This is a genomic window from Streptomyces sp. NPDC027672 (assembly GCF_055566335.1).
Genome location: NZ_JBVHSO010000008.1, coordinates 1 through 12,886, shown reverse-complemented (window position 1 = coordinate 12,886; position 12,886 = coordinate 1). Strand labels below are relative to the sequence as shown.

Annotated in this window: 9 protein-coding genes and 1 rRNA gene; 6 read left to right on the top strand and 4 right to left on the bottom strand. The window is 73.0% G+C overall.

The window, feature by feature from the left end; translation table 11 throughout:
* Nucleotides 1–2: 2 nt before the first annotated feature.
* Nucleotides 3–398: a DUF742 domain-containing protein gene (locus tag ACZ4SV_RS19990; RefSeq protein ID WP_365875439.1), complete on the top strand. Its 396-nt coding sequence runs from the start codon at nucleotides 3–5 to the stop codon at nucleotides 396–398.
* Between the two features lie 373 nt (nucleotides 399–771).
* Complete coding sequence (locus ACZ4SV_RS19985; RefSeq protein WP_365875441.1) at nucleotides 772–1,377, top strand: GTP-binding protein; 606 nt, start codon at nucleotides 772–774, stop codon at nucleotides 1,375–1,377.
* A 112-nt stretch (nucleotides 1,378–1,489) separates the two neighbouring features.
* On the opposite strand, the gene ACZ4SV_RS19980 is transcribed toward ACZ4SV_RS19985, so the two are convergent.
* Complete coding sequence (locus ACZ4SV_RS19980) at nucleotides 1,490–3,142, bottom strand: EAL domain-containing protein (RefSeq protein WP_468005871.1); 1,653 nt, start codon at nucleotides 3,140–3,142, stop codon at nucleotides 1,490–1,492.
* Nucleotides 3,143–3,479: 337 nt separating this feature from the next.
* On the opposite strand from ACZ4SV_RS19980, the gene ACZ4SV_RS19975 reads away from it, so the two are divergent.
* Nucleotides 3,480–4,016, top strand: a complete 537-nt coding sequence (locus ACZ4SV_RS19975; protein ID WP_468005870.1) for an NUDIX domain-containing protein — start codon at nucleotides 3,480–3,482, stop codon at nucleotides 4,014–4,016.
* A gap of 10 nt (nucleotides 4,017–4,026) precedes the next feature.
* Here the strand turns inward: ACZ4SV_RS19975 and ACZ4SV_RS19970 are convergent, their stop codons facing one another.
* Complete coding sequence (locus ACZ4SV_RS19970; RefSeq protein WP_468005869.1) at nucleotides 4,027–6,387, bottom strand: glycoside hydrolase family 31 protein; 2,361 nt, start codon at nucleotides 6,385–6,387, stop codon at nucleotides 4,027–4,029.
* Between the two features lie 215 nt (nucleotides 6,388–6,602).
* On the opposite strand from ACZ4SV_RS19970, the gene ACZ4SV_RS19965 reads away from it, so the two are divergent.
* Nucleotides 6,603–8,570, top strand: a complete 1,968-nt coding sequence (locus ACZ4SV_RS19965) for an acetoacetate--CoA ligase (RefSeq protein ID WP_365875449.1) — start codon at nucleotides 6,603–6,605, stop codon at nucleotides 8,568–8,570.
* A 199-nt stretch (nucleotides 8,571–8,769) separates the two neighbouring features.
* A complete protein-coding gene (locus tag ACZ4SV_RS19960) occupies nucleotides 8,770–9,663 on the top strand; it encodes a hypothetical protein (RefSeq protein WP_365875451.1) in 894 nt (297 codons plus the stop codon).
* Nucleotides 9,664–9,776: 113 nt separating this feature from the next.
* On the opposite strand, the gene ptsP is transcribed toward ACZ4SV_RS19960, so the two are convergent.
* Nucleotides 9,777–11,447, bottom strand: coding sequence for a phosphoenolpyruvate--protein phosphotransferase (ptsP, locus tag ACZ4SV_RS19955; RefSeq protein WP_468005868.1), 1,671 nt, complete (start codon nucleotides 11,445–11,447; stop codon nucleotides 9,777–9,779).
* A gap of 78 nt (nucleotides 11,448–11,525) precedes the next feature.
* Nucleotides 11,526–11,975: a PTS sugar transporter subunit IIA gene (locus ACZ4SV_RS19950; RefSeq protein ID WP_365875455.1), complete on the bottom strand. Its 450-nt coding sequence runs from the start codon at nucleotides 11,973–11,975 to the stop codon at nucleotides 11,526–11,528.
* Between the two features lie 553 nt (nucleotides 11,976–12,528).
* Here ACZ4SV_RS19950 and ACZ4SV_RS19945 point away from each other — a divergent pair.
* Nucleotides 12,529–12,886: ribosomal RNA gene (locus ACZ4SV_RS19945) — 16S ribosomal RNA — on the top strand; the annotation flags it as partial.

Here is a 12,886-nt window from a genome sequence, read left to right as displayed (position 1 = left end):
ACATGAGCGGAGACGATCAGGGAAGAAACCACTGGTTCGACGACGAGGCCGGGCCGGTCGTCCGGCCGTACGCCATGACACGTGGCCGCACCACGAGCGCGGGCCAGCACCGCCTCGATCTGATCGCGCTCGTCGTCACGGAGCCCGGCGCCGGCGACCCGGAAGCGGACCCGACGCTGTCCCCGGAACACGTGGACATCGTCGGGCTCTGCCGGGACGCGCCGCAGTCGGTCGCCGAACTCGCCGCGGAACTCGACCTGCCCATCGGCGTGGTCCGCGTCCTCATCGGCGACCTGGTGCACGCCGAATTCGTCCATGTCACCCGCCCGGTGCCCCCGGCCGAGCTGCCGGACGAGAGCATTCTGCGCGACGTGATCAACGGCCTCCGGGCGCTGTGACCGGCGCGAGAGCGGGGTGGTGACGTGACTGGCGGGCAGTTCCGGGCCGACCGGGGCGGCACCTTCGCGGACGTCGTCGCGCGACGCCCGGACGGCCGGCCGCTCAGGCGCGGACCGCTGTCCGGCGATCCGGCGCGGTACGCCGCCGTGGCCGGGGCGCGCGCACTCCCCGGGGACGTTCCGGAGCCCGTCGAGGCAGTCCGCACGGGCACCACGGCCGCCCGGGTGGGACGGGCCGGCGGAACGGCCACCGGCCCCGGCGCGAGCGGCACGGCCGGCGTCGGTCCCGGCGACGTACACGTCAGCGAAACCCCCGGTGGCGGCGGCTGCGGCCGGCCGTCGCCCGACCCCCATCAAGCAGGAGAAGAGATCGATGATCTTCGGGCGTTCTGAGCGCGGCAAGCCTCCGGTCGAGCCCGTCACGCTCAAGATCCTGGTGGCCGGCGGCTTCGGCGTGGGCAAGACGACCCTCGTCGGCGCGGTCAGCGAGATCAGGCCGCTGCGCACCGAGGAACTGCTCACCGAGGCGGGGCGGCCGGTCGACGACACCAGCGGTGTGGAGTCCAAGCACACCACCACGGTGGCCATGGACTTCGGCCGCATCACCCTGCGCGAGGACCTGGTCCTCTACCTCTTCGGGACGCCCGGGCAGGAACGGTTCTGGTTCATGTGGGACGAACTGTCCGAGGGCGCCCTCGGCGCCGTCGTCCTCGCCGACACCCGCCGCCTGGAGGACTGCTTCGCCGCCGTCGACTACTTCGAGCGGCGTTCCATCCCCTTCCTCGTCGGCGTGAACTGCTTCGAGGGAGCCGCCGTGTATCCCGCCGAGTCCATACGCCGGGCCCTCGACCTGGACGACGACGTGCCCGTGCTGCTGACCGACGCCCGTGACCGGGAGTCGGTCAAGGAGGTGCTCATCGGAGTCGTCCGGCACGCGATGCGGTACACGGCCGACCGCCGCCGGGCCGCCACCGGCTGACCGCGCCGCCGGCGTACGGCCCCGGCCCCGGCCCCGCCACCCGGACCGTGAGCCGTCGGGAACGGACACAGCCGCGTGAGCCGTCGGGAACGGACCCGGCCGGAGAGGCCGTTCACCACCGCGGCTCCACGGCGGCCGGCCCGGCCTGCGCCGGTACCTGCCCCGGGCCGCCGCGCCGGACCTCGTGCCCGGGCAGCCCGGCGCGGCCGAGCACCCAGCTCCCGCCGGTCAGCGCCTTGGCCGCCTGCTTCAGCGGAGCGAGCTGGGCGGCGGCCCGGTAGTGGTCGCTCACGCTGCCGGGACCGCAGACGACGGTCGCCAGCGAGAGCGTCACCGGCCGGCCGCCCGCCGTCCAGGAGGCGTCCAGCACGGTGGCCACCAGCCGATCCAGCGCCTCCTCGTCGGCCAGCACCAGGAAGTCGTCGCCACCGATGTGCCCCACCCGCGCCTGCCCCGCCACCGACCGCTGGAGCGCGTTGCCGACCGCGCGGATCAGCTCGTCGCCCGCGGCGAACCCGGCTGTGTCGTTGACCTGCTTGAAGTGGTCGATGTCCAGCCAGCTCAGCGCGAACGCCCGCCGCTCGGAGATCCGCCGGTCCACCTCGCTCATGATCGCGTCCGAACCGGGCAGCCGGGTCAGCGGATTGAGCCCGGCCGCTTCCTCGACCCGGCTCTCGGCCAGCGCCCGCACCAGGTCCGCCAGCCGTACGACGCCCACGCACCGGCCGTGCCCGTCGACCACCGCCACGTCGTCGGAGGTCCGGTCCCGGCCTCCGACCGCCACCACGTCCAGCACCTCCCAGGCCGTCGCGTCGACGCCGACCGTGCGGGGCGCGTCGCCCAGCTTGAAGGCCGGGCGGTCGGCGTACAGAGCATGTCCGTAGCGGCCGGACATCGACAGCAGGAAGCGGGAACGGTGCACCGACCGGACGGGCCGGCCGCGCGGGTCCGCCAGCAGCACCCCGGAGACATCCGGCGCACCGGTCAGCAGGGCCCGTACCTGCCCCGCCGACGCGGTCATCGGCAGGACGGCGGCGGGCCGGACGAACTCCCGCACCGACGGTCCGCAGCGGGGCGCGGTCACGGCGGCGGGAACGAGGGACGGGACGTAGACGTCCGCCGCGGGAATGCGGGACGGCGGCGCGAACAGCTCGCCCTGCGCCAACTGCGCACCGGCTGCCAGGGCCGCCGCGCACTGCAGCTCGGTCTCCACGCCCTCCGCCGCGACCAGGGCGCCCAGCTCCTCGCACAGCGTCCGCATCGCGCGCACCGCGGCCGGCCGCGTCAGCAGCGAGGCGTCCAGCTTGACCAGGTCGGGGGAGAGGTCGGTGAGCAGCCTCAGCGGTACGTCACCGTCCCCGACGCCGTCCGCGCTGATCCGGAACCCCTGCTCGCGCAGCGAGGCCACCGCCTCCAGCAGGGCCCGCTGCGGCACGTGCGTGTAGGGCGGGACGATGTCCAGCGTGACCTCCCAGGGCAGGCGCCCGGCGGCGCGCACGGCGTCGTGCAGCGGTGTGAGGCCGCCGAGGTCGGCGAGGGTGGCCGCGAACACGTTCAGGTGCAGCGGCAGCAGGGTCTCCTTGCGCACTGCCGCGCGGAGCGCCGACACGGCCAGCCTGCCGTCCAGTTCGGGGTCCCGGCGGGCCTCGGCCAGGACGTCACCCGTTTCCGGGCGGGCGAGTGTCTCCAGGGCGGCGACCGCGCCCGTCCTCAGGTTGACCACCGGCTGGAAGGCGAAGCGGAGAGTATCCGTCCAGGAGTGCACGGTAAGCATGATGGCGCCGCGCGTGCCCGGCCGAGCCCAGTTCATGAGACGTTCACGCAGGATTCCGGGACGATCACGCAGCGTGGAAGCCTTCCCGCCCGGTGCGCCGCGAGGCCGCCCGCCGGCCTCGAACTGGCAGAGCGTCAGAAACGCGCCATGAGCAATCTGAAAAATATCCAGTCCGCTCCGATGAACCGAACGGCGCTGGACGGCGTCGTGATACAGGAGGGGCGGCCGGGACCGACGGGGGTGATTCCGGCCGCCTCTTCCGTATGTGTCCGTTCCTGACGGATCGAGGCCGAAACCCGCCCCTCCCGTGATCGGATACAGTCCGCGCGTGTCCGAAACTCAGCACCCCACTGTCAATTCCGCGCCGGACTCCCACTGTTCGAGCTGCGGAGCGCCCTATGGGGAGGGCATCTCCGGCTGGCCGCGCACCTGCCCGTCCTGCGGGACCACCGCCTACCGCAACCCGCTGCCCGTGGCCGTCGCGCTCCAGCCCGTATACGACGCCGAGGGCACCGCCCTGGTCGTCATCACCCGCACCGTCGCCCCCGCGCGCGGAGGCACGGCCCTGCCCGGCGGCTACGTGGACCACCGCGAGGACTGGAAGCAGGCCGTCGTCCGCGAACTCGAGGAGGAGACCGGCATCGACGCGGCCGCCCGCGACGTCCGGCTCGTGGACGCCATCAGCTCACCCGACGGACACCTGCTGCTGTTCGGACTGCTGCCGGAACGCCCGGCCGACGCGCTGCCGCCCTCCGCCCCCACCGACGAGACCGAGGGCTGGTACCTGCTGCGCAGGCCCGCGGAACTCGCCTTCCCGCTGCACACCGTGGCCGTCCGGGCGTGGTTCGAGGGCCGCTACGTGTGAACCGGGCGGTTCAGTCCAGCCCTCGCACCCGCACCGGGTAGGGCGGCTCGCCCGCGCCGTCCTCCCGCTCCCGGGTCACCACCACGCGGCCGCCCTGCCGGCGGACGGCATAGCGCTCGATCTCCGGGTCCGCCCACCCGTCGCCCGCGTCCGGCACCACCAGACCGCCCCCGGTCCGTCCGGGCGCGGGCGCCCACACCTCCAGCTCCACCCCGCCGTCGGCACCGCGCACGGGCAGCACCGCCCCCGCGCGTGCGAGCACCGGTATCCGCGACAGCGGCGCGTCCAGGACCACCCGCGCCGGCCCTTCGTAGACCTCCTCCGTCGCCGTGTCGTACCAGCGCCCCCGCGGCAGCCGCACCGCCCGCCGGCCGGCGCCGGGATCCAGCACCGGCGCCACCAGCAGACCGTCCCCCAGCAGGAACGCGTCCTCGCAGTCGCGCAGCGCCCGGTCCTCCGGCGCCGCCCACCACAGCGGCCGCGCGTACGGCGCGCCGGTCCGCCGGGCCAGATGCGCCAGCGTCACGAAGTACGGCCGCAGCCGCCGGCGTTCCAGCAGCGCCGCGCGCGCGTGCTCCAGCACCTCGGCACCGAACTCCCAGGGCTCCCGGTGCCCCGCCCGGGGGCCCGCGTGGGTGCGGAACAGCGGCAGATACGCCCCGAGCTGCAACCACCGCAGATACAGCTCCGGCGACGGACCGCCGGCCCGGCCGCCCACGTCCGGACCCGAGTACGGCACCCCGCACAGCCCCAGCCCCAGCACCAGCGACAGCGACGCCCGCAGCCCCGGCCAGTCCGCCGCCACGTCCCCCGACCAGGCGCCCCCGTACCGCTGGAGCCCCGCCCAGCCCGAACGCGAGAACACGAAGGGCCGCTCCCCGGGCGCCAGGCCCCGCAGGCCCTCGTAGGCCGCCCGGGCCATGCACAGCCCGTACACGTTGTGCGCCTCGCGGTGGTCGCCGCCGCGCCCCTCCAGAGCGTGCCGCGCCGAACGCGGCAGCGTCGGCTCGCCGAAGGCGCCGCACCACGTCGGCTCGTCCATGTCGTGCCAGAACCCCGCGAAGCCCTGCTCCAGCCGCTCCCCGTAGAGGCCGCCCCACCACGCGCGTACGCGCGCGTGCGTGAAATCCGGGAACACCGACTCGCCGTCCCACGTCACGCCCCGCACCGTGCGGCCCCGCGCGTCCCGCACGAACGCGTCCACGGCCGCACCGCTCTCGTACACGGCGCCGCCCTGCTCCGGCCGCACCGCCGGGTCCACGACCGACACCAGCCGGATCCCGTCCCGGCGCAGCTCCTCCGCCAGCACCGGCAGCTTGGGGAAACGGTCCTGGTCGACGGTGAACACCCGGTGGCCGTCGTGGTGGTCGCCGCCCAGGTGCACGGCGTCCAGCGGCAGCCCGCGCTCCTGATAGCCCGTGACCACCCGGCGCACCTCCTGCTCGCTGCCGAAGGCTCCCCGCGCGTGCTGGTAGCCCAGCGCCCAGGCGGGCGGCAGCGCCGGCGCCCCGGTCAGCGACGCCCAGGTGAGCAGCACGCGCGCGGGGGTCCCCACCACCACCCAGCAGCGCAGCGGCCCGCCGTCCATGTGCACCTCGCAGCGCCCCGCCCGGTCATGGCCGGACCCGGCCCCCTCCGCACCCTCCCGCAGCACCACCGAACCGTCCCAAGTGGTGTCATGGAACACCAGGTGCGTGCCCGCGTCCGCCACCACCAGCTGCACCGGCATCGTCAGGTGCAGCGGATCGTCACCGGGACCGAACGCACGGCCGGGGTCGGTGTTCCACAGCCGGTACCTGCCGTCCCGCAGCCGCGGACCGGACGCCCGCCCGCCCAGGCCGAAGAACCGGGCGTCCGCCGCCACCGCGGACCGCTGCATCCACCGGGCCGCGCCCCCGCCGACCGGCTCCCACCAGCGCGGCGGCTCCTCCCGCCGCAGCGTCACCCCGCCCGGCGTGCACACCTGCACCGCGCCGTGCCGCGACACGACGACCGTGACCCGCTCGGCCACCACCCGCCAGCCGCCGTCCTTGTCCGGCTCCAGCACCGCCCGCGGATCCGGCTCCGGACCGCTCCCGACGAGCGCGTACGACGGCTGCGGGCCCGCACCGTCCCAGCCCCAGAACACCGCACCGTTCGCCGCCACGACGATCCGCAGCTCGGACCGGACGAACCGGATCAGGCCACCGCCCGGACCCGGCTCCACCTCCCGCACCCGCCCCGGCACCCGGGCCCGCTCGGGACCCCGGCGCGGCAGCTCCGCCGCGTCGATCCGCCTCCTGCGCCACGCGGCCCGCACGGTCCGCAACCTCTGCGCCGCCCTCCCCGAACCACCCACACCCACCGAACGCACCAGGTCACGACCGTCCATGCTGCTCACCCTGCCACCGAGCGCGCCCCGCGGGTGTGTCGTTCAACTGCCGTTCACCCGTGCCCGGACCACATCTTCACGTAAGGGACTATGTGGGGCGCGCCCTGGTGCGGAAGTCGATCACATGGCATCGTCCCTGTCAGCCGCGTCACGCGCACACCCCAGCCCGTGCGCGGACCGACGCACACGACGCGCACAGCCCGGGAGCCGCCTCCATGTCGACCGCGAACCCCCAGCCGCTCTGGCAGCCCGATCCCGAACGGATCGCCCAGGCCCGCATCACCCGGTTCCAGGCATGGGCCGCCGAGCACCACGGCGCCCCCGCCGAGGGCGGATACCCGGCCCTGCACCGGTGGTCCGTCGAGGAACTCGACACCTTCTGGCAGGCCGTCACCGAGTGGTTCGGCGTACGGTTCTCCACGCCCTGCACGCGCGTGCTCGGCGAGCGCGCCATGCCCGGCGCCCAGTGGTTCCCCGGCGCCACCCTCAACTACGCCGAGCACGCCCTGCGCGCCGCGGCCGACCGCGCCGACGAACCCGCCCTGCTGTACGTGGACGAGTCCCACGAGCCCCGCCCGGTCACCTGGTCCGAGCTGCGCCGCCAGGTCGGCTCGCTCGCCGCGGAACTCCGCGCGCTCGGCGTACGCCCCGGCGACCGGATCAGCGGGTACCTGCCCAACATCCCGCAGGCCGTCGTCGCCCTCCTCGCCACCGCCGCCGTCGGCGCCGTCTGGACCTCCTGCGCCCCCGACTTCGGCGCCCGCAGCGTCCTCGACCGCTTCCAGCAGGTCGAACCCGTCGTCCTGTTCACCATCGACGGCTACCGCTACGGCGGCAAGGAGCACGACCGCCGCGAAACCGTCGCCGAACTGCGCCGCGAGCTGCCCACGCTGCGCGCCGTCGTGCACATCCCGCTGCTGGGCACCGAGGCACCCGAGGGCGCCCTGGAGTGGTCGGCGCTGACCGCGGGCGACGCCGAACCGGTGTACGAGCAGGTGCCCTTCGACCACCCGCTCTGGGTGCTGTACTCCTCCGGCACGACCGGCCTGCCCAAGGCCATCGTCCAGTCGCAGGGCGGCATCCTGGTCGAACACCTCAAACAGCTCGGCCTGCACTGCGACCTGGGTCCAGAGGACCGTTTCTTCTGGTACACCTCGACCGGCTGGATGATGTGGAACTTCCTCGTCTCCGGCCTGCTCACCGGCACCACGATCGTCCTGTACGACGGCAGCCCCGGCCACCCGGACACCGGCGCCCAGTGGCGGGTTGCCGAACGCACCCGGGCCACCCTCTACGGCACCTCCGCCGCCTACGTCATGGCCTGCCGCAAGGCCGGCGTCCACCCCGCACGCGACTACGACCTGTCCCGGGTCCAGTGCGTCGCCACCACCGGCTCCCCGCTGCCGCCCGACGGCTTCCGCTGGCTGCACGACGAGGTCCGCGCCGACCTCTGGATCGCCTCCGTCAGCGGCGGCACGGACGTCTGCTCCTGCTTCGCCGGCGCCGTGCCCACGCTTCCGGTCCACACCGGCGAACTCCAGGCGCCCGGCCTCGGCACCGACCTGCGGTCCTGGGACCCGGACGGCCGGCCCCTCACCGACGAGGTCGGCGAGCTGGTCGTCACCCAGCCCATGCCGTCCATGCCGATCCGCTTCTGGAACGACCCCGACGGCAGCCGCTACCACGACAGCTACTTCGACACCTACCCCGGCGTCTGGCGCCACGGGGACTGGATCACCGTCACCTCCCGCGGCACCGTGATCATCCACGGCCGCTCCGACTCCACCCTCAACCGGCAGGGCGTACGCATGGGCTCGGCCGACATCTACGAGGTCGTCGAGCGCCTGCCCGAGATCAGGGAATCGCTGGTCATCGGCATCGAACAGGCCGACGGCGGCTACTGGATGCCGCTGTTCGTGCACCTCGCGCCGGGCGCCGTCCTGGACGAGGCACTCCTGAACCGCGTCAAGCAGGCCATCCGCGAGCAGCTCTCACCGCGCCACATCCCGGACGAGATCATCGAGGTGCCCGGCATCCCGCACACCCTCACCGGCAAACGCATCGAGGTCCCGGTCAAGCGCCTCTTGCAGGGCACCCCGCTGGAAAAGGCCGTCAACCCCGGCTCCATCGACAACCTCGCCCTGCTGCACTTCTACGAGGAACTGGCACGCAAGCGCGGCTGACCCCACCGGAAGGCCACCCTCCGCACACGGTCCCGGCCCGGCGCCCTCCTCGGCACCGGCACCCGGGACCTCCCTCAATACGCCAGCGACCTGCGCGAACACCTCCCGCGCCGCGAGCCGCCGCCACCGGCGGACCGCCATTGTCAGTGCCGCCGGTTACGGTGAGTGAGCACTGATCGACTGCGCATTGGGGGAAAACATGGCGCACACCGACCACCAGACCATGCGGCGCGTCCTGCGCCGGGAGATCGCCGGCACCATCGGCGTGCTCACCGACGACCACGACTTCCGTGCCATGCGGCGCTACCGCAGCTTCACCTTCGACGACCACACGACCTACCTCCGGCAACTGGAGGCGGTCCTCGCATCCCGCGCCGCCCAGGGCAGCCACACCACACTCGCCCTGTTCGACCCCGAGGACTACGCCGCGTACTGCGCGGACACCGGCCTCGACCCCGAAGCCCCGGCGAGCCGCAGCCGGTTCACCGCGCACCTCGCGGCCACCGGCCCCACCATCCCCTACGACGGGCGCCCGCTCACCGTCCTCCTGCCCCAGCTCGTGGACGAGGCCGTCCGCCAGGCCACCTGGGAGTACGCCACCACCCTCCTGACCCGGCTGGGCCCCTGCCCGACCTGCGGCGAGGACATCGGCAGGTCGGCCTTCACCCGCGCCTCGGACCTCCTGGTCCGCATCCTCGACACCGCGCCGCCCGGCGAGCGGCACCTCGTATGCACCGTCTCCGGAGCCCCGGACACCCTCGTCTCCGTCCTGCACGGCGACCAGGACCCGCACGGCGCGACCCGCCTGGACGAGGCCGAGGCCCTCGAATTCACCAGCGTCCTCGCCCTCGGCCTCGCCACCCGCAGCCCCGGCGGACTGGTCATGCGCACCACCGCCGCCGGCACGCCCGACCGGGTCTACGGCTGGCGACTGCGCGGCGGAGCACTCCACCCCCTGACGGCAGCGGAAGTGTTCGACGCCTACTGCACCGACGTCGAATCCGGCGACCTCATCGCTCCCGAGTCCGGCGTCGACTACCGCGAGCCCCCCGACCTGGGCGACGCGAGCACGGCAGCGGACCACCGCCACTGAGGCACCGGCACAGGAGACCGGGCACCGCGCCACGGCCCGGACACACACCAGGGGCGCCCCGCCCGAACGGCAGGACGCCCCTGGAACCCGGCACACCCAAGGCGCCGGTACGGCTACTCGCCCGACAGCACCGCCTGAGCCGCGCCCCGCGCCTCCTCGGCGCTGTCCGTCGCACGCGCCGCCGCAGCCGCCCGCTCACACTGCGCCAGCGTGTACTTCGCCAGCGCGGCCCGGACATACGGGATCGACGCCGCACCCATGGACAGGGAGGTGACACCCAGACCGGTCAGCACACAGGCCAGCAGCGGATCGGACGCGGCCTCACCGCACACGCCACAGCTCTTGCCCTCGGCCCGCGCCGCCTCGGCGGCCAGCGCCACCAGGTCGAGCAGCGCCGGCTGCCACGGGTCCTGGAGCCGCGACACGGCACCCACCTGCCGGTCCGCCGCGAACGTGTACTGCGCGAGGTCGTTGGTCCCCAGCGACAGGAACTCGACCTCCTGGAGGATCGAGCGGGCCCGCAGCGCGGCCGACGGGATCTCGACCATCGCGCCGAACTTCGCCTGGAGCCCCGCCTCCCGGCAGGCATTGGCGAACGCCTTCGCGTCGGCGCGGTCCGCCACCATGGGCGCCATCACCTCGAGGTAGACGGGCAGCCCCTCGGCGGCCTTCGCCAGCGCCGTCAGCTGGGTCCGCAGCACCTCGGGGTGGTCGAGCAGCGTGCGCAGGCCCCGCACGCCCAGCGCGGGGTTCGGCTCGTCCGCCGGCGTCAGGAAGTCCAGCGGCTTGTCCGCGCCCGCGTCCAGCACCCGCACGACGACCCGGCCCTCGGGGAACGCCTCCAGCACCTGCCGGTAGGCCTCCACCTGCTTCTCCTCGGACGGAGCGTTCTTGCTGTCGTCCAGGAAAAGGAACTCGGTCCGGAACAGACCGACGCCCTCGGCACCCGCCTCGACCGCCGCCGGCACGTCCGCCGGACCGCCCACGTTGGCCAGCAGCGGCACCTTGTGCCCGTCCGCGGTCACACCCGGGCCCGTCGACGCGGCCAGCGCGGCCCTGCGCTCGGCGGCCGCGGCCTCCAGCTGCGCCTTCTTCTCCTCGCTCGGGTTCACGAAGACATCGCCCGTGCTGCCGTCCACGGCCACCAGCGTGCCCTCGGCGAGGTCACCGGCGCCCGGCAGCGCCACGACGGCCGGCACGCCCAGCGCCCGCGCCAGAATGGCGCTGTGGCTGGTCGGACCGCCCTCCTCGGTCACGAAACCGAGCACCAGCGACGGGTCCAGCAGCGCCGTGTCGGCCGGGGCCAGGTCCCGGGCCACCAGTACATAGGGCTGGTCGCTGTCCGGAACACCCGGCATCGGCACGCCCAGCAGCCGGGCGACGATGCGGTTGCGCACGTCGTCCAGGTCGGCCACACGGCCCGCGAGGTACTCACCGGCACCGGCCAGCAGCTCCCGGTACGCCGCGAACGCGTCGTACACCGCGCGCTCGGCGGTGCTGCCGACGGCGATCCGCCGGTCCACGTCCGCGATCAGCTCGGGGTCCTGCGCCATCATGGCCTGCGCTTCCAGCACGGCCTGGGCTTCGCCCCCCGCCAGGTTGCCCCGCGCCATCAGGTCGGCGGCCACGGCGTCCACGGCCTGGCGGGCGCGGCCCTGCTCCCGCTCGGCGTCCTCGGCGGGGATCTGCTTGGCCGGCGGCTCCAGCACCGCCGTGCCCATGTGCCGAACCTCGCCGATGGCCACGCCATGGCTGACGCCGACGCCTCGCAGCGTTGTCTCCATCTCACCCGTCTCCGATAGTGCGGCGGGCCCCGCCGCCGCGGTGGTTGTCCGGTTCGCCGCCCTGGGACGGCAGTGCTGTCAGTTCCAGGAGAAAAGGCTGTCGCCGACCTTCACGTCGCCGCTGTCGCGCAGCTCGGAGAGGGACTCGGCAGTGGCTTCCAGCGCGACGACCGGGCACACCGGGGACTTGCCGGCGGCCTCGACGGCGGCCGGGTTCCAGCGGACGACGGCCTGCCCGCGAGTCACGGTGTCCCCCTTGTTCACGAGCAGCTCGAAGCCCTCGCCGTTGAGCTGGACGGTGTCGATGCCGAGGTGGGTGAGCACGCCGTGCCCGCTCTCGTCGACCACGACGAACGCGTGCGGGTGCAGGGAGACGATGACGCCGTCCACGGGCGCCACCGCCTCGGAGACCTCGCGCACGGGGTCGATCGCGGTACCCGGGCCGACCATGGCCCCGGAGAAGACCGGATCCGGCACTGCGGCCAGTCCGATGGCCCGTCCAGCGAGAGGGGACGTCACGGTGGTCATGGGAAGCCTCCCAAGGAGTGGAGCTGCTCAGGGGCCGTCACCGGCTGGCCGGGCGGCGCACTGAGCAGCAGCGTATGTCATATGAAGCGGCAGTTCCGGATGAAGTTACCAGCTAGTGGTCTAGACCACCAACCCCATCGATTTGCACGCCGTTCCGGGCTGCGTGTACAGTCGTACTCCTGCTCGGGGCAGTGAGGCATGGAAACGTGTCCCGCTCGGGCAGCACTCAAACTCGCTGGGTCCTTATCTCTGGATCTTCTTCTGCATGTCCGCAGGAGGGTGGTCAGGGAGGCGGAAAAAGCCTGGTAGAGTTTGAAACACCGAAGGGAAGCCCGGAGGAAAGCCCGAGAGGGTGAGTACAAAGGAAGCGACCGTTCCTTGAGAACTCAACAGCGTGCCAAAAGTCAACGCCAGATATGTTGATACCCCGTCTACCGGAGCAGTCCGGTGACGAGGTTCCTTTGAAAAAACACAGCGAGGACGCTGTGAACGGTCGGGCTTATTCCGCCTGACTGTTCCGCTCTCGTGGTGTCGTCCCGATTACGGGAAAACATTCACGGAGAGTTTGATCCTGGCTCAGGACGAACGCTGGCGGCGTGCTTAACACATGCAAGTCGAACGATGAACCTCCTTCGGGAGGGGATTAGTGGCGAACGGGTGAGTAACACGTGGGCAATCTGCCCTGCACTCTGGGACAAGCCCTGGAAACGGGGTCTAATACCGGATACGAGTCTCCATGGCATCTTGGAGACTGGAAAGCTCCGGCGGTGCAGGATGAGCCCGCGGCCTATCAGCTTGTTGGTGAGGTAACGGCTCACCAAGGCGACGACGGGTAGCCGGCCTGAGAGGGCGACCGGCCACACTGGGACTGAGACACGGCCCAGACTCCTACGGGAGGCAGCAGTGGGGAA

Excerpts from the sequence above, each read along its gene's own strand:
- ACZ4SV_RS19950 (WP_365875455.1), bottom strand. The coding sequence starts at position 11,975 with ATGACCACCGTGACGTCCCCTCTCGCTGGACGGGCCATCGGACTGGCC.
- ACZ4SV_RS19970 (WP_468005869.1), bottom strand. The coding sequence starts at position 6,387 with ATGGACGGTCGTGACCTGGTGCGTTCGGTGGGTGTGGGTGGTTCGGGG.
- ACZ4SV_RS19990 (WP_365875439.1), top strand. The coding sequence starts at position 3 with ATGAGCGGAGACGATCAGGGAAGAAACCACTGGTTCGACGACGAGGCC.
- ACZ4SV_RS19960 (WP_365875451.1), top strand. The coding sequence starts at position 8,770 with ATGGCGCACACCGACCACCAGACCATGCGGCGCGTCCTGCGCCGGGAG.
- ptsP (WP_468005868.1), bottom strand. The coding sequence starts at position 11,447 with ATGGAGACAACGCTGCGAGGCGTCGGCGTCAGCCATGGCGTGGCCATC.
- ACZ4SV_RS19985 (WP_365875441.1), top strand. The coding sequence starts at position 772 with ATGATCTTCGGGCGTTCTGAGCGCGGCAAGCCTCCGGTCGAGCCCGTC.
- ACZ4SV_RS19965 (WP_365875449.1), top strand. The coding sequence starts at position 6,603 with ATGTCGACCGCGAACCCCCAGCCGCTCTGGCAGCCCGATCCCGAACGG.